The 15,639-nt window shown below is 63.7% G+C and carries 18 protein-coding genes, 1 tRNA gene and 1 pseudogene; 7 read left to right on the top strand and 13 right to left on the bottom strand.

Annotation, left to right across the window (positions count from 1 at the left end; all coding sequences use genetic code 11):
- Nucleotides 1-104: 104 nt before the first annotated feature.
- From ACLMAJ_RS36615 to der, 3 genes and pseudogenes are all read left to right on the top strand, one after another.
- Nucleotides 105-1,097 (top strand): annotated as a pseudogene (locus tag ACLMAJ_RS36615) (pseudouridine synthase); the annotation flags it as partial.
- Nucleotides 1,098-1,162: 65 nt separating this feature from the next.
- Nucleotides 1,163-1,840, top strand: a complete 678-nt coding sequence (gene cmk, locus ACLMAJ_RS36620; protein WP_412018554.1) for a (d)CMP kinase — start codon at nucleotides 1,163-1,165, stop codon at nucleotides 1,838-1,840.
- Nucleotides 1,837-3,252, top strand: a complete 1,416-nt coding sequence (gene der, locus ACLMAJ_RS36625; protein ID WP_412018497.1) for a ribosome biogenesis GTPase Der — start codon at nucleotides 1,837-1,839, stop codon at nucleotides 3,250-3,252. Before cmk ends, der begins: the two co-directional genes overlap by 4 nt.
- A 38-nt stretch (nucleotides 3,253-3,290) precedes the next feature.
- Here the strand turns inward: der and ACLMAJ_RS36630 are convergent, their stop codons facing one another.
- Entirely contained in the window at nucleotides 3,291-4,019 is a 729-nt protein-coding gene (locus tag ACLMAJ_RS36630; protein WP_412018498.1) for a DUF998 domain-containing protein, read from the bottom strand.
- A gap of 456 nt (nucleotides 4,020-4,475) precedes the next feature.
- On the opposite strand from ACLMAJ_RS36630, the gene ACLMAJ_RS36635 reads away from it, so the two are divergent.
- The 4 genes from ACLMAJ_RS36635 (at nucleotide 4,476) to ACLMAJ_RS36650 (ending at nucleotide 7,506) form a co-directional block, all read left to right on the top strand.
- Nucleotides 4,476-4,994 carry a L,D-transpeptidase gene (locus tag ACLMAJ_RS36635; RefSeq protein WP_412018499.1) on the top strand — a complete coding sequence of 173 codons (519 nt, stop codon included), beginning with the start codon at nucleotides 4,476-4,478 and terminating at the stop codon, nucleotides 4,992-4,994.
- 196 nt (nucleotides 4,995-5,190) lie between these two features.
- Nucleotides 5,191-6,036 (top strand): NmrA family NAD(P)-binding protein, encoded by an 846-nt coding sequence (locus tag ACLMAJ_RS36640; RefSeq protein WP_412018500.1) that lies wholly within the window; start codon nucleotides 5,191-5,193, stop codon nucleotides 6,034-6,036.
- Between the two features lie 543 nt (nucleotides 6,037-6,579).
- Nucleotides 6,580-7,338 (top strand): acyl-[acyl-carrier-protein] thioesterase, encoded by a 759-nt coding sequence (locus ACLMAJ_RS36645; RefSeq protein WP_412018501.1) that lies wholly within the window; start codon nucleotides 6,580-6,582, stop codon nucleotides 7,336-7,338.
- A gap of 94 nt (nucleotides 7,339-7,432) precedes the next feature.
- Nucleotides 7,433-7,506, top strand: a tRNA-Pro gene (locus ACLMAJ_RS36650).
- Between the two features lie 46 nt (nucleotides 7,507-7,552).
- On the opposite strand, the gene ACLMAJ_RS36655 is transcribed toward ACLMAJ_RS36650, so the two are convergent.
- Genes ACLMAJ_RS36655 through ACLMAJ_RS36710 form a run of 12 tightly spaced genes read right to left on the bottom strand, consistent with a single transcriptional unit; the run spans nucleotide 7,553 to nucleotide 15,575 of the window.
- Nucleotides 7,553-8,758: a tyrosine-type recombinase/integrase gene (locus ACLMAJ_RS36655; RefSeq protein ID WP_412018502.1), complete on the bottom strand. Its 1,206-nt coding sequence runs from the start codon at nucleotides 8,756-8,758 to the stop codon at nucleotides 7,553-7,555.
- Nucleotides 8,758-8,976: a helix-turn-helix transcriptional regulator gene (locus ACLMAJ_RS36660; RefSeq protein WP_412018503.1), complete on the bottom strand. Its 219-nt coding sequence runs from the start codon at nucleotides 8,974-8,976 to the stop codon at nucleotides 8,758-8,760. The genes ACLMAJ_RS36655 and ACLMAJ_RS36660 overlap by 1 nt, the downstream gene beginning before the upstream one ends.
- A gap of 11 nt (nucleotides 8,977-8,987) precedes the next feature.
- Nucleotides 8,988-10,679 (bottom strand): replication initiator, encoded by a 1,692-nt coding sequence (locus tag ACLMAJ_RS36665; RefSeq protein ID WP_412018504.1) that lies wholly within the window; start codon nucleotides 10,677-10,679, stop codon nucleotides 8,988-8,990.
- Nucleotides 10,679-11,305: a hypothetical protein gene (locus ACLMAJ_RS36670; RefSeq protein WP_412018505.1), complete on the bottom strand. Its 627-nt coding sequence runs from the start codon at nucleotides 11,303-11,305 to the stop codon at nucleotides 10,679-10,681. Before ACLMAJ_RS36670 ends, ACLMAJ_RS36665 begins: the two co-directional genes overlap by 1 nt.
- Nucleotides 11,305-11,985 carry a class I SAM-dependent methyltransferase gene (locus ACLMAJ_RS36675; protein ID WP_412018506.1) on the bottom strand — a complete coding sequence of 227 codons (681 nt, stop codon included), beginning with the start codon at nucleotides 11,983-11,985 and terminating at the stop codon, nucleotides 11,305-11,307. The genes ACLMAJ_RS36670 and ACLMAJ_RS36675 overlap by 1 nt, the downstream gene beginning before the upstream one ends.
- Entirely contained in the window at nucleotides 11,982-12,380 is a 399-nt protein-coding gene (locus tag ACLMAJ_RS36680) for a hypothetical protein (RefSeq protein ID WP_412018507.1), read from the bottom strand. The genes ACLMAJ_RS36675 and ACLMAJ_RS36680 overlap by 4 nt, the downstream gene beginning before the upstream one ends.
- Nucleotides 12,377-12,550, bottom strand: coding sequence for a hypothetical protein (locus ACLMAJ_RS36685; protein ID WP_412018508.1), 174 nt, complete (start codon nucleotides 12,548-12,550; stop codon nucleotides 12,377-12,379). Before ACLMAJ_RS36685 ends, ACLMAJ_RS36680 begins: the two co-directional genes overlap by 4 nt.
- Nucleotides 12,547-12,849, bottom strand: a complete 303-nt coding sequence (locus ACLMAJ_RS36690) for a hypothetical protein (protein WP_412018509.1) — start codon at nucleotides 12,847-12,849, stop codon at nucleotides 12,547-12,549. The genes ACLMAJ_RS36685 and ACLMAJ_RS36690 overlap by 4 nt, the downstream gene beginning before the upstream one ends.
- Nucleotides 12,846-14,162 carry an FtsK/SpoIIIE domain-containing protein gene (locus ACLMAJ_RS36695; RefSeq protein ID WP_412018510.1) on the bottom strand — a complete coding sequence of 439 codons (1,317 nt, stop codon included), beginning with the start codon at nucleotides 14,160-14,162 and terminating at the stop codon, nucleotides 12,846-12,848. The genes ACLMAJ_RS36690 and ACLMAJ_RS36695 overlap by 4 nt, the downstream gene beginning before the upstream one ends.
- The gene (locus ACLMAJ_RS36700) at nucleotides 14,162-14,410 is read right to left on the bottom strand and encodes a hypothetical protein (RefSeq protein WP_412018511.1); all 249 of its coding nucleotides are present in this window, start codon (nucleotides 14,408-14,410) and stop codon (nucleotides 14,162-14,164) included. Before ACLMAJ_RS36700 ends, ACLMAJ_RS36695 begins: the two co-directional genes overlap by 1 nt.
- Entirely contained in the window at nucleotides 14,410-15,009 is a 600-nt protein-coding gene (locus ACLMAJ_RS36705) for a DUF2637 domain-containing protein (RefSeq protein WP_412018512.1), read from the bottom strand. Before ACLMAJ_RS36705 ends, ACLMAJ_RS36700 begins: the two co-directional genes overlap by 1 nt.
- Nucleotides 15,009-15,575 carry a hypothetical protein gene (locus tag ACLMAJ_RS36710; protein WP_412018513.1) on the bottom strand — a complete coding sequence of 189 codons (567 nt, stop codon included), beginning with the start codon at nucleotides 15,573-15,575 and terminating at the stop codon, nucleotides 15,009-15,011. The genes ACLMAJ_RS36705 and ACLMAJ_RS36710 overlap by 1 nt, the downstream gene beginning before the upstream one ends.
- Nucleotides 15,576-15,639: the final 64 nt, after the last annotated feature.

Consider the following 15,639-nt stretch of genomic DNA (forward strand, 5'->3'; position numbering starts at 1 on the left):
AAGGCGGCGGTTACCGCGGAGGTTCGCAGGCCGATAGTGGTTCCTCGCACCGTGGCGGCACGCAGGGCGACAGTGGTTCCTCGCAGGGCGGCGGCTATCGCGGCGGCTCGCAAAGTGACCGTGGGTCCTCGCAAGGTGGTGCCGCGCAACGTGGTTCGTCGCAGGGCGGCTACCGCGGTTCCGCTGACGGCGGCGCCGCGCGTCGGCCCGCACAGTCTTCGGCAACGGGTACGACCCCGCGCAAGGCCAAGAGCGCGAAGCCGCAGCGCAAGGTTGCCGCGCCGACACTGCTGAACAACGCCAAGCCCGCCAAGCGGCAGCACACCGAGACCGTCGCCGACAGTCACGTCAAACTGCCTGCGGGCGAAGGCGAACGGTTGCAGAAGGTGCTCGCCAAGGCGGGTGTCGCCTCGCGGCGTGCCGCCGAGGAAATGATCGACCAGGGTCGCGTCGAGGTCGACGGTGCCATCGTCACCGAGCAGGGCCTGCGGATCAACCCGGAGACCGCGGTTGTGCGCGTCGATGGAACCCGCGTCATGGTGCGCGCGGAACTGGTCCACATCGCGCTGAACAAGCCGAGGGGCTGGCAGTCGACCATGTCCGACGATCTCGGGCGCCCCTGCGTCGGCGATATTGTCGCCGAGCGGATCGCGGCAGGACAGCGGCTGTTCCACGTCGGCAGGCTCGACGCCGACACCGAGGGCCTGCTGCTGCTCACCAATGACGGTGATCTCGCCCACCGGCTCATGCACCCCTCGTTCGAGACGCCCAAGACCTACCTGGCGACGGTGAACGGCGAGGTCAACAAGTCGATCGGCAAGCTGCTCAAGGACGGCGTCGAACTCGAGGACGGCCCTGCGAAGGTCGACAAGTTCCAGGTGCTCGAGCTGGGCGAGGGACGTTCTCTGGTGAAACTGGTGTTGCACGAAGGGCGCAAGCACATCGTGCGTCGACTGCTCGATGCCGTCGGCCACCCGGTCACCCGGCTGGTGCGCACCAATATCGGTCCGGTGACGTTAGGTGATCAACGGCCTGGCACGCTGCGTGTGCTCGGTCGCGATGAAGTCGGCAAACTGTATGAGGCGGTGTCGTTGTGAACGGTGTGGAGATTCCGGTCGAGGCCCCAGGGCAGATATCGGGCACTTCGCCACTTGTCGTCGCGATGGACGGACCTTCGGGCACTGGTAAATCCAGCGTCTCGCGGCGTCTTGCGACCCGATTGAATGCTCGCTACCTGGATACCGGCGCGATGTACCGCGTGGCGACGCTGCGCGTGCTGCGTGCGGGCATCGAACTGACCGACACCGCTGCGATCGCTGCGGCGGTCAAGGAGTTGCCGCTGACGATCGGCACCGACCCGAGCAGGGAAGTCATCCTGCTCGACGACGTCGACGTGTCGTCGGAGATCCGCGGCGACGCCGTCACCAAGGCCGTTTCCGCGGTGTCCGCGGTGTCGGAGGTGCGTGATCTGTTGGTCGCCTTGCAGCGCGACATCACCTCTACCACGCAGCGAATTGTGGTCGAAGGCCGCGATATCGGCACCGTCGTACTGCGGGACGCGGATGCCAAGATCTATCTGACCGCCTCGGCCGAGGCGCGCGCCGAGCGGCGCAACCAGCAGAACATCCGCGAAGGTCGCGGCGACGACTTCGAGGCCGTGCTCGCCGATGTGCAGCGCCGGGACAACCTCGATTCCACCAGGAAGGTGTCGCCGCTGCGCCCTGCCGAGGACGCGGTGCTGGTCGACACCAGTGAAATGAACATGGACGAAGTTATCGACGAGCTGTTTCGCGTTGTGCGTCAGCAGGTTTCGACGAGCCGGACGGGAGGTGCCCAGTGAGCGAGGATGTTCTCGCCGGTGACGGCGTATGGAGCGAGGAATCCGATTGGGAGGTGACCGGGCTCGACGGTGAGTTCGAGCTCGACGCCCACATCCCGATGCCGACCCTTGCCGTGGTCGGTCGCCCGAACGTCGGCAAGTCGACGTTGGTCAATCGGATCATCGGCCGTCGCGAGGCGGTCGTGGAAGATATTCCCGGTGTCACAAGGGACCGGGTGTCCTACGAGGCGAACTGGTCCGGCCGGAAATTCCTGGTTCAGGACACCGGCGGCTGGGAGCCCGATGCCAAGGGATTGCAGCAGTCGGTGGCGCGTCAGGCCGAGCTGGCCATGAGTACCGCCGACGCTGTTCTGCTCGTGGTGGACGCGGTGGTCGGTGCGACCACCACCGACGAAGCGGCGGCCAGGAAGCTGCGTCGCTCCGAGATCCCGGTGATCCTGGTTGCCAACAAGGTCGACGATCAGAAGATCGAATCCGAGGCCGCAGCGCTGTGGTCACTCGGACTCGGCGAACCGCGCATGGTCTCCGCCGCGCACGGTCGCGGAACCGGTGACCTGCTCGACGAGGTCCTCGCCGTCCTCCCGGAAACCCCGCGCGAGGGTACCGGCGGTACCGGCCCGCGCCGTGTCTCGCTGGTCGGCAAGCCCAATGTCGGCAAGTCCAGCCTGCTCAACAAGCTGGCGGGCGATGAGCGTTCAGTGGTCCACGACGTCGCGGGTACCACCGTCGACCCGGTCGACTCGCTCGTCGATCTGGGCGGCAAGATCTGGAAGTTCGTCGACACCGCGGGTCTGCGCCGCAAGGTCTCCCATGCCAGTGGCATGGAGTTCTACGCGTCGCTGCGCACAAAGTCGGCACTCGAGGCCTCCGAGGTCGCTGTGATGCTGGTCGACGCCTCGCAGCCGATCACGGAACAGGACCTGCGGGTGATCAGCATGGTCGCCGACTCCGGTCGCGCGCTCGTGCTCGCCTTCAACAAGTGGGACCTGGTCGACGAGGACCGCCGCCTGCAACTCGATCGCGAAATCGATCGAGATCTGGTCCGCGTCCCGTGGGCGCAGCGGGTGAACATCTCCGCCCAGACCGGCCGCGCCGTCCAAAAGCTCGTCCCCGCGATGGAAACCGCCCTGGAATCCTGGGACAAGCGTATCCCCACCGGCCGCCTGAACAACTGGCTCAAGGAAGTGGTCGCGGCAACACCACCGCCCATGCGTGGCGGCCGCCTGCCCCGCGTCATGTTCGCCACCCAGGCGACAACGCGACCGCCGACGTTCGTACTGTTCACCACCGGCTTCCTGGAGGCGGGCTACCGACGCTTCATCGAGCGCCGCCTGCGTGAGGAGTTCGGCTTCGAAGGTTCGCCGGTGCGGGTTTCGGTCCGCGTCCGCGAAAAGCGGGATCGTAAGAAGTAAGCGCTACGGCGACTGAAACATCTGTCGCCGTTGGTCTTTCAGAGGGGCGTACGCCGGTGTGGCGTGCGCCCCTCTGTCGCGAGTCGCACGGGTGCGATCAGCAGTGTGACGCCGGTGATGATCCGCCACCAGACGAATGGATCGATGGCGAGTCGCTCGGCTGCTCCGGGGCCCATGCCCAGGTGTGAGCTGCCGAGTCCGGCCACCACACCGACGGCGCTCACGGCGAGCAGCGCGAGAGTGACCGCGGTGTAGCCGCGGTAGGAGCGGTAGAGATAAGCGACTATCGCCATGATCGCGATGCCGGATAATAGTTCCAGGTAGGCGCCCAACGGGTGTAAGACGGCACGAACTCGGCTGCCGCCGGTGATTTCGCCGGAGCTTCCCGGAAAGGTTCCGACGAGAACCATGCTGAGACAGTTCATCGCGGCCAGGTACGGAAGTGCCTTTCCGAGTGGGGTTTTCGGCAGCATCGGAGACAGCAGGACGGCGGCGGCGAGCACCATGACACCGAGCAGTACGAACTCGGCGGACATCAGCGCGTGCCACGGTGAGCAGATGTAGCGGCCTTCGAGTGCGTTGTCACCGTATTGCCTTATGCCGCCGATACATTCGGGGACGCCGAGGTCGCTGATCATGTGCTGCGACCAGCTGTATGCGTGCGGCACGGGCCATCGCGCGGCGACGATCAGTTCGACGAGGTAGTAGGAGATCGTCAGGATAAGAAGGGCCGCACCGGCTTTCGTTCGTGTACTCGACAGGGTCATCGACTGCACGATTTCGCGACCAAACTTCTGGTGTACTCGGATCTGCTCGGCAGGGCCGCTCTCGGTCGCAAGATCACTCGCTCCTCTCGCTGGAACCGGCCTCCGGTCGTGCCTATCCGCGATACGAGCCAGGGCCGCGAGCGCGGTCCGCGCTCGAACGTCACGGTAGCGCGATCTTGTCGACCGATGCCCGAACAGGTCGCGATTCGATAAACAAACCAGCTCCGACCAGTCGGAATTTTTTCACGGGTTTTCGCCGCTATTTGCCCGATAATCGGTCCCGATCAGTCAATTCGTGTGATGGATTGAATGGAATGCATCCCAACGAGCCGGAATACGGTTCACAATGATCTTCAACACCTGCAGGTGGTTCGGAGCTTGTGCCGACGAGATGATCCCAACGCTCTGGCAGACGGCACTCAGGGTGGTGGGCAATGGCAGAGAGGTCAGAACTCCATGAGCAACAGGCGTTTTCTCAGTTGGACGGCCAGATCGGCAGTTTTCATCGGCGTCGCATCGGCCGGACTCGCAGTCATGGCTCCCGCGAATGCCGAACCATTATGGCCGGGCGGACCAGACATTCCGGGCGTACCAGCGCTGATCCCACCCGTTCCCGCCCCGGTCGTCGCGCCGTGCACCGGGGAGGCAGACCGCGTTTGCATGCAGCTCTCCACCAACCAGGCATGGCTGATGGACAACGGCAAGGTGACCTATGGCCCGACGCCTATTTCGCACGGTAGGCCGGGATATGAAACCCCTCCCGGCGTCTTTCGCGTCGCGTTCAAGCGTGAAGATCATTGGAGCACGATGCACAATGTGCCGATGAAGTGGGCGGTGTTCTTCAACGGTGATATTGCCACTCATATCGGACCGACCGAAGAACAGTCGCATGGCTGCATACGCATGACCCCCGAGGGTGCCGAGACGCTTTACAACCATGTCTCGCCCGGTGATGTAATCGAAGTCGTGAATTGACCTGCGGCGGACTCGACTCGGTCGAGAACCCGACGCGGACCTTTCTGCACAGGACGTTCGTTGTACCGCAGGCATAACGAACGTCCTGCTATGGGCCTGTATTCATGCGGACGCCAGTTCGGGGCGTAGACGCACGGACATGTAGCCGAGTCTTTCGCCGATGGTCGGCCGCCGCCCGCCCGGCTTGACTGGGAGCATGACAACAACGAACAACGTCACCGACACCATCCTCGTCACCGCGGGCACCGGCAAGGTTGGCCGCCGAGTCGCAGATCGCTTGGCCGCCAAGGGATTCCCGGTCCGCATCGGCTCCCGCTCCGCGAAGACCCCGTTCGACTGGGAGGACCGGAGCACCTGGGCTCCGGTGCTAGAGGGCGTGCGGGCAGCGTTTCTCATGTACACCCCCGACATCGGCGATCCCCGCGCCGGAGACACCATCCGGGCCTTCAGCGAACTGGCCGTAGCCAACGGCGTTCAGCGGCTGGTGCTGCTGTCCGCCCGCGGCGAGGACCAGGCCGCCCCCGCCGAGCAGGCGGTGCGCGACAGCGGCGCCGAATGGACAGTCCTGCAAGCCGCGTGGTTCAACCAGAACTTCGACGAGGGCGTCTTCACGGACATGGTGTTCGGCGGCGCGGTCGCTTTCCCAGCCGGTCAGGTACCGGAGCCCTTCATCGACTCCGGCGACCTCGCCGACATCGCGGCGGCCGCACTGTCCGAGGACGGCCACGCGGGCCAGAACTACGAACTGACCGGCCCCCGCCTACTGACCTTCGGCGACGCGGTCGACACCATCGCCAAGGAATCCGGTAGAGACGTCCAGTACATCCCCGTCACCGCCGAGCAGTTCGGCGCGGTACTGAAGTCCGAGTTCGGCATGCCGGCCGAGGAAGTCGCAGGCATGCTCGACATCTTCGCCACCCTCCTCGACGGCCGCAACGCCACGTTGACCGACACCGCTCGCCGCCTGCTCGGCCGCGACCCGATCGACTTCGCCGACTATGTTCGTGACGCCGTCGCGGCGGGAGCCTGGAAGCAGGTCTGACCCGGGGCGGCCCAGGTGTGGCAGGTGTACTTCCTGCGCGCCTGGGCCATCAGACCCCCGACATCTACCTTCCGGATGAACCAAGCGCACCCGCAACGCCACCGACGAGGTCGGAAACTGCTACGAAGGCGGCGGCGATGGCTACGAAGACAAACTCTGCGTTCAGCATGACGGATTCATCGCCCATCCATGGCGACCCGTTACCCGGATCTGTCGCGTGATCCGCACCAGCAGTCGGCCGTCGCGGGAGGATATCGACGGTCTGGTGGTAGCGAGCCCATCGCCGGTGTGCGGACTGTTCTTGATGGTGGGCCTCAGTCATGGAAATCATTGCGCCAGTGTTTGTTCAGGCCACCCGATGCGTCGGCGGGGGAGTCTGATTCAGAAGAATCCGACCTCCCCTTAGGGAAACATAAGTCTGTCGCCTGCCGGGGCGCGGGTCGCCGCGATGTCTCTGCGCGAGTGTTGGCCGAACTGCCTCTTGTCTGCGACTCGGTCGGCCCGGCGCACGCGCGAACCGTCGCGACCTGGCATTATTCGCTCATGGTCATCCCCAGCGTGCTGACGGAACTCCCCACCACCGGATCCCCGTTCCAGACGGACTGGCCGGTGCGCCTCGCCGACACCGACAACGACCAACGCCTGCGCCTCGACGCCATTGCCCGCTACCTCCAAGACATCGGCTTCGATCACCTCGACGCGGTCGAAGATGGCGACACCCACCGTGGCTGGGTAGTCCGCCGCACCGTCATCGATGTCATGAAGCCCATCGAATTCGGCGAACACGTCACCCTCCGCCGCTGGTGCTCCGCATTGTCCAACCGCTGGTGCAACATGCGCGTCCAAATCTCCGGTAGCCACGGCGGACTCGTCGAAACCGAAGCTTTCCTGATCCATTTCGGCACCGAATCCGGCGTTCCCGCCCGCATGAGCGACCGCTTCATGGCCCCCATGCTCGCCAACACTTCCGAACATCGCCTCCGCTGGAAACCAGCACTCACCGACCCCATCCCGGCCCAGGACGAGCCCGACGTCCACGAACTACCCTTCCCCCTCCGCGTCACCGACATCGACTGGCTGGACCACGTCAACAACGCCGTCTACCTCAGCGCCCTGGAGGAATTCCTCGCCGACCACACCGACCTGGTGTCCGGCCCCCACCGCACCGTCATCGAATACGCCAAACCCCTCAAAACCGGCGACAAAGTCCGCCTCATCTCCCGCCGCGCCGGCCAGTCTCTTGGCGTCTGGTTCGCCGTCTCCGGCGACCCCCGAGCCGTAGCCCAAGTGACACCGCTGTAATTCCCCACCCACCCCACCACGCCGCCAACCAGGCGATTCGGCGTCTCACCCCTCTCTGAGGTAATCTTTTCGAGCGCCCGCACGCGGACGCAACCGGGATGTGGCGCAGCTTGGTAGCGCACTTGACTGGGGGTCAAGTGGTCGCAGGTTCAAATCCTGTCATCCCGACAAAAGAAATCCCCTTCTGACCTGGGTCGGAAGGGGATTTTGGTCATTAGACCACTCGGAGAACGGGACCAGAACGGGACCGAAGGTGTTCGGAGAGCTTGTCCCCGGCACCGGTGATCTCCCGCCGATCCGGATGCAAGTACTTCTCAGTTGTCCGGCTGTCGGCATGACCGGCGATCTTCTGGAGTACATGCAGGCTCACCCCAGCATCGGCCATCCACGTCAGACCGGTGTGCCGAAGATCGTGCCGCCGCAGATGCTCATAACCCAGCTTTGCCACCACCTCATCCCAATGCGTCGCATCCCGAAGGACACCGGTCGCAATACGGCCACCGCGGGGACCCCGGAACAATCGGGCGTCGAGATTTTCTCGGCCGATCATGTCGAGCCGCTCGGATATCAGCTCGCGAACTTCCTCGATCAGCGGCACATACCTTGCCCGGTTCCCCTTAGTGCCCTTGTCATCCATCCCGCCCGGCGATGGCGTTGTCTGCCGACGAACCTGCCAGGTCCAAGTCTTGGTGTCGATATCGCCGACTCGGCACCCGGACACTTCTCCGATCCGTGAGGCGGTGCACCCGGCGAAGATCACGACGTCACCCCAGCCGCGGTACCGATCTGCCGAACGTTCCACCAAGGCATCGGCGAGGGTGACCAGTACGGTCCAATTGGGCAGCGCCAACGAACGCGGGTCATCGAGTTCGTCTTCGATCTGCTGATACAGCTTCTGCCACCCGCGAATATGCGCCGGGTTCTTCTCCCGGATCTCATCTCGCACTGCCTGCTCCATCACCCGCACCAGCACAGCGAGACTGTTCTTCACCGTCGACTTGCTCACGCCATCGCTGATCCATCCGACCACGGCACGATCTATGGCCCCTGCCGTGATCATCGCGGCCGAAAGATGCCCCAACGTTGGGACAACGCGTTTGCGCCACCCGGCGAGATAGGGATCCCTGGTCTTCTTCTCCAACCCCCGCAGCGCCAGCTCCATGTTCGCGTCGCCGTACTCTCCGAGCCGCATGAGCGCGGATTTCGGATCTATGCCCTGTGCCGCTTTCCGTTGCAGGCGGGCAATCCACTCTCCCGCTTCCTCCCGCGTCGCAAACGGCTCAGATATCGAGGGCCGTTTCTTGGTAGCTGGGTCGATCCACCGCACCCGTGCTTTGAACGGCCGCTTGCCGTAGTCCGCGCGTTCTTCGATATCCGCTGAAAGGCGTATGCCCACAGGGAGATTGATGGACTCTGCCATCACGCCGCCGCTGAGGACGGGTCGGTTCGCCGATCGCGCAGCCACTTTTCGATATCCTCCGAGCTGTACTTCACGACCCGTGGCGACACACGCACATAGGCGGGACCGCAGGGCGGATTCGATGTACGCCACCGGCGCAAGCTGGACGCATCCACGCCGAGCAGATTCGCAAGTTCAGCCGTCGTGTACAACTTGCCGTCGACCAGTCGATTGTTCATGACCATCCCACCTAAGCCGCTGTCAGGGCGGTTGCCGAAACTTCTGGTGGCCCTGGCGGATCAGCCGCTAACAGGGCGTTGGTGTATTCCGCTCGCCATTTGGTGCGTTGGGAGATCGCCGCCATGATCAGATGCTCACGCGGTGGCACCGAATGGTCACCGGGTTCGACCGGGCTCACCTGCAAATGTGAGGTGTCGGCTTTGACCATTCCGACCCTGGCGAGGAGTTGCCGAACGAACTCGGCACGATCGGCGCGGTAGTCCGGCAGCGTTTTACCCGACCACTGCTCGGAAGGCAGGACCCGCTGACCGGGCAGGCCGAGGGTGTCGCGGCGATGCGCTTTGCCGCGGCAGCGACCAGGGACGGTCTTCTCGTTGGCACCTTTCGGGGCGATCCCATAGCGCAACCACACCGCGCACGTCTCCGAACACGGCGTGTGCTGAAGCTCGGCATGCAACCGGTCGTAGTGCGCGGCAGCACGCGAAGTCTGCGGTTCGAGGACCTCGGCGATCGACTTCGTCAGGTACTTGGTGACGTAGCCGACGGTCCGGGCGGCTTCTTCGGAGTTGCCGAGAACACCGCGAATGTCTTTCGGGTCCATCTGATTACCGAACTTCACCACATGCGCTGGCTCCAGGTCATCGACCGTGGACAGGAGGTCTTGCGCTTCGTCGAACGTCGGAAGCGGTTGCGCGGTACCGGGATCGACGAACCGTTGCCCTTGGTGGTCCCATACCGGCATGTGTCCGTCGCGGTAGACCTCGTGGTCGTGATGGGGCCACCACACCTGAAAGTAGGTTGCCGCTGCTACCTGCTTGACGATCTCGCGGGGGATGGTGCCGCGAATGAGCATGTGGATGTGCGGGGCGCCGCGGCGCTGCGGTTCCACGACCGCGTAGTACTGCACATTCCAGCCCACCGCGCGACGCAAGTTCTGCTTGAGGCGGTCGAACAGCGAGGTGAAGTGGATGATGTCGCGAGCCGCACCGGCGTAGTCGTAGGTGTTCGGGTTGCGAGGTGAACCGTCACCGCATGGTTCGCCTTTGCTGTTCACCGCACCATCGGAATGCACCGCACCGTAAGAGGGCAGGGTGAAGGTCAGCATCATCGAGGGCCGATATTTGCCCGCATACTCCCGCCCGACCGTCTTGCGACCCACCTTGCGCCGCGGCAAGTCCGGCATGTCCTGACGACGCTTGGTCGAACGGGTGCGGCGCCTCTTCGGTTTCGCGTCCAGGGCCGGGAATTTGCCGCGCAGACCAGAGTCACGCAGTTCCCGATCCAACGAGTCAACGACTTCGCGGATGCCATCCATCAACGGATGATCACTGTCGGTCTTCGCGTTCTGGTAGTCGTCGAACAACACCGCACGGGCGGTGAGCAACTCGGATTGCTGCTGCGTCGGATCGGTCTTCTCGACGACTGGTTCGGCTTCGAGATGCCAGCCGTCGTAGCACTGGGTGACGCGCAACTGGCGAGCGGCTTTCGCGCATGCCGGGCACACCGAAGCGACCGTGGATTTACATGGCGCCGCAATGTAGGTCTCGGACAGGGTTTTCGGGTCGTAGACGCGCATCGGGATCGGTCGTTTGCAGACGTCGAACTTCTCGGCGGTCGCTTGCGCCACCTCCAGAAATGATGGTTTCGCACGACGGTCAGCAGCGGTTTCCCGGACCGGGGTATCGATAGCAGGCTCGGTCATCACGCAGCCTCCTTGCCCCAACGCTGCCCGCCATCAATACGCGGAAGTGCGACAGTTTCAGCGAGCGAATCCGAGCGGCGGAAGACCAGCTGTACGAGGCCGGGACCGATGATCGAGGTCCGGCACTCCTGAGCACGAAACGCATGGGTCAGGTGATCGGTGCGGTTCTCCCAGTCAGCGGGGCAATGGCCTTCGAGCATCCGCACTTTGAGGCGGTCGACGGTCTCGCCGATCTCCACCGACAGCAGCCGCGGAACGAACGTCCGATCCTCACGAGCGATGGTGAGGTTGCAGGCGGTCAACAGTTTCGCCCAGCGACGCCGGTACCGGAACCAGGTGAAGCATCGGGTGCGTGCTCGTGAGGTGATCCACTGCTCGAAGGTCTGCGGACTCCTGCGGCGCCACAGCACCATCCCCGAGATGGACACCCCGACCACCACGACACCCCACACCCAACCCAACACCACACCAACCGCGGCCGCCGCCAACAGCGGGATCGACACCATCGGGAACAGGACAGCCCACCACACCGCCACACCGATACCGAGCATCGTGGACCACACCGTGTTCAGTACCGCCAAGCCGATCAGATCGAACGGGTCGTGCTGGTTGTTCTTCGTGGTCATCAGGCCACCGCCTCGGACAGGGCCAGACGGCCGGAGGGATCAGTGAGGTGGTCACGCAGTTGGTGACCGATGTGTTGGGTGTAGGCGGGTGGGATCGCTTGGCACAGTTCGTCGCCGGTCATCCAGTCGATGCCCATGGCTTCGGGTCCGACGTAGCGGCCGACATCACCGGTCACCGAGATGTGCCAGCCTTGTGCCCACCGTTCACGCCGCCGAGAGGTGGCGGTACGAGCCACGTGCTTCGGATGGGTCGCGGGACGTAGCGAGATGTTGGATTCGAATCGGCGATGCCGGTAGGTGCGCAGCCCGAACATGCCACCGCACAACGTGATCGAACGGGCGCGGTCCAGCGGAGCGGCCATGACGTTCTCGATCACATACGGCTTCCCCAGGACCTCCAGTGCCGAGCGAGTCACCGCGACAAGGTCCGGGTACTCCAGATGCGGAGCCAGAGCGTGCAACGGGCTGTAGTGCTGGCACGGCGGTGAGGCGTGGATGACGTCGAATTCCTCACCGCGGGCAGCCAGGAACTCCAGGGCGTCAGCGACATGATGTTCGAAGGGGTAGCGCGGTTGAGCGACGATATCGACGCCGACGACCTCGAAACCCGCACCGCGGTAACCCTTCGCGGCACCACCAGCGCACGAGAACAAATCAAACAGCCGGAGTGTGCGGTTCACGGCCTTCTCCCTTCGGGCAGATCGAACAACGGCAGCTGCCCCTGACAGGGCTGAGACAGGTCCTTCGTCCGGCGCCGCGTCTTGGGTTTGTTGAGCGAGGCGGCAGCGGCGGTGACGATCGGATTGACGCGGCCGGGGCGGGCTTCGCGAGCGACTTTCACTTGCACGTCGTAGATGAATTGCGAACCACGCGAGGGGTCTTCGGGTACCAGTTCGAGGCATTCCCGAGTTCGCCTGCCGTGCCTGACGACCGCGGTTTTGATTTCACGGATGGCCATCGGCCCATCACGCAGCGGCAGGCCGTTGAGTTCGTGGACGATGTCGCCGGGTCGGAGTTGTTTCGGGTTGAGGAGGTAGAAGAACTCCGGCACATTCGGAGGTGATTCGATGCTCATGCCGCCCAGTCCTCTTCGTCGATAGCCGCATCCCAGCCGGGAGCGTCACCGGTTTCGACCAGCAGATGAACAGCCACAGTGACCGAGTCCAGGCCGGAGCGTTCGAGGTGGCAGCGACGAACCGACCGGATATGCACAGCGGCGTCGATGTCGTTTCGGCGGGACGTCATGACAGAACCTCGGATTCGTGGATGCCGCACACCGTGCAGGTGTGGGAGCGAAGCGACTTCGGGAAAGTGGGGAAGGAATGGCCCTGCTCGGTACACCGGGTGACCGCGATGCAGCCATCGCACAGGACCTTGTCGCCGTCGTAGAGCCAGCCGACGCCAGCGGATCTGGCGTTGAGGTAGCCCACGGCCTGGTGTACCGAGTTGAAGCAGATGCCCTCGGAGCCGTTCTCGGAGTAGAGGTCTCCGCAGCCGTCGCAGTAGATGACCACGTGGCACTCCATGACGAACCCTGTCCTCATGCCGCCACCGGACCTTCATCACCCAAGTCATCCGGGTCGAAGGTGGACGGGTCGAAATCGTCGAAATCATCAGCGGGAATGACGATTTCGTGCCGTGGCGCGTAAGCGCGGACCATGGCGGCGATATCGTTGTCGTCGACCCAGTAGAACCGCACCCGGGTCAGCGCGGTGGAGCCGTCTTGTTCGATGTAGCCGACACCTGGTGTGGTGTCAGAGATCTTGTCGCAGTGGGCGCCACGCTCACGGGCGCCGGCACCGAACACCATCGCGACCTGGGTAGGTTCGGTGAGACGAAGCCCGATCCGGACCGGGTACAGCTGCCGTTGCGGCATGTTCTCTTTGGACGGGTCCTGCACGAAGGCGAACATGCTGACCGCGGTCGCACGTGCCTGGGTCAACAACAAGCCATTGAGTTCTTCGAACGCGGTGCGGACCTCACGGTCGGCGTAGGAAGCCAAAGCGGCTGCTTCGTCGAGAAGGATGAGGATCAGCGGCTCGTCCTTGGTGGGTGTGTGCTTGCGCAGTCCCGCCGCGAGGAGTTTCGCCTGCCGTTGCCGCATCACCGCGATCGCTTCTTTCAGCACGACGAGGATGTCTTCGGCGGTTTGGTAGGCGAACTTCACGAACAGGTCCTTGGCGGGACCGAACTCGATTCCGCCCTTCGGGTCGATGCAGTACACGTCCACCAGACCGTCACGAATCAAGGGACCGAGCGCGGCCAGGATCGAGTAGGCGACACTGCCTTTACCGGACCCGGTAGCGCCCACACACAAGCCATGCGTGCCCAGGATCGGGATGGTGGCGATCTCGCCGGTTTCGGTGATACCGACCGGGACCGCTCGGAGGTCCACGTCATTGGGGACCGAGCTCGGCAACGCTGCCGAGGCGGCGAGGGTGTCGAAAACCCGCACCTCCAAGCGGATGAATCCCGGCTCAGGTGATCGCGCGGTCACCTGCTCCACACCCAGGTAATGCGACATCGCATCCAGGGTGGCTTCATTGGTCCAGTCGTTGATCGACTGACCGCCCAACATCTGGACATCCACACTCAAGCCGTGATCGACGTAGTAGTAGGCATCCACACGAGGGAATCCGTCATCGTTGGCACCCAAACCCAGCGCGCCGAACATGAGATTGGTTTGCGCCCGGTCCTCGATCACGAACACCGCGGTCCGGAGCTCCGGTGGAGCTTGGGCGGCGAACTGCTCGGCAGTCATCGGGCGAAGCCGCGGTGCGCCCAGTTGCCGCCAGTAGGCCATCACACCGGCAGCAGCGATCGAGCCGCACGAGACCAGAAGCGAAGTCGTCGACATCACGCCACCGCCCCGAGCGGCGCGAACGCCAGAGCAACGGAATGTTCAGCCAGCACGTTGGGCAGGACGTGGGAGAGGGATCGAGCATCCGCGACACTCAGGCACACCTCGACACCGCCCACCAGGAACGACACTCCAGCAGTGGATTCAACCGGCTGGAAACGTTGCGCCGGAATGTATTTCACGTTGCGCAGCCCACCGGCGATCGGACCGCCGAGATGGTCGGAGTTAGGATCGAAAACGGTCATCATGCACCCCCAACAGGGACAGCGATCGGAAGCATCTGCTGCACCGGTCGCGAGTTACGAATGGTTTGCACTGGCGCGGACGGCACCGGATGAATCCGCGCTGTAGACGCATGCACCGGCTCGGGTGCGCGCTCTACGGCGGCTTGCTCGACAACCGGCTCCGACACCAGTTCAGGAGCCGAAACATGTTGTGCGGCACGGAAAAGCACCGCCAGGCCGTGTGTATCGACCAGTAGCGAGATCGGGGCGATAGCTGCGACCAGTGCTGATGCCCACCAGGGCAGGATTCGACCGGCCGCGACCGCGTGCAATGAGTTGCCGGCGATCGAGACCATTGCGCCGGTTCCGAGGACCCAGAGGAACCAGCGTCGTTCGGGACTGGCAGCCAGGACCAGGGCGGAGATGGTTGCCTGGATGATGGTGCCGTCCACGATGACCGGGAACAGCCATGCCCATTGCTTCGGAGTGTTGGCAAGAATCGCCAGATCACGCAACGCCGCGAAGCTCAGGACGAACGCCGCTGTCCCGATGATGACGATGATGATGACGGCGGACCAGCGCGCCCAAACCATCCCCGCCGACTGATCCGCCGCATTCATCACGCCGCCTTAGAACCGGCGGGACGAGCAGCACCCGGATCAGCCGGAGCCTGCTTGGAACCCGAGTTGTCGCCCTTGATACCGGTAGCCCTGACGTTCCAGCCGATCGACTTGAACTCACCCGAACCCGCGACCTTCGGCTTGATCTGCAAACCCTCCAACTCGATCGGAGTCATGCCGGGCACGATCTCCGCAGCAGCTGGTACAGGCTGCACATCCGCGATGAACACCACATCGAAGCTCGCTTGCTTCGCGTTCAGGGCGGTCGGATCAGTGACTGTGCCCTTCCACATGCGCTTGCCGGTACCGTTGCCGTCGTCGTCGAGATCGACCTTCTGACGCTTCGGTGCGTTGCGATCGGTACTGAACTCCGTAACCGCTTGAACCGCACCCAGCAGGAACACGCCCTTCGGGAACGCGACGCCGAACTCCGGGGTGAACCACACATCCTTCAATGCCATTGCTGTCAACTCCTTGTTGTCTTGTGTCATTTCGGTAATTGAAATCCCTTGCTGACCAGTACTTTCCAAGAATTGGCGGGACACATAGACCACATAGGTGGACATCTAGGGACGTCTCACTTAGAATTAAGTCGTCCCTACTCGTCCTGGGAGATGAAATGGCTAACGA

The organism is Nocardia arseniciresistens, assembly GCF_046764875.1.
In the GTDB taxonomy this organism is placed as follows: Bacteria; Actinomycetota; Actinomycetes; order Mycobacteriales; family Mycobacteriaceae; genus Nocardia; species Nocardia arseniciresistens.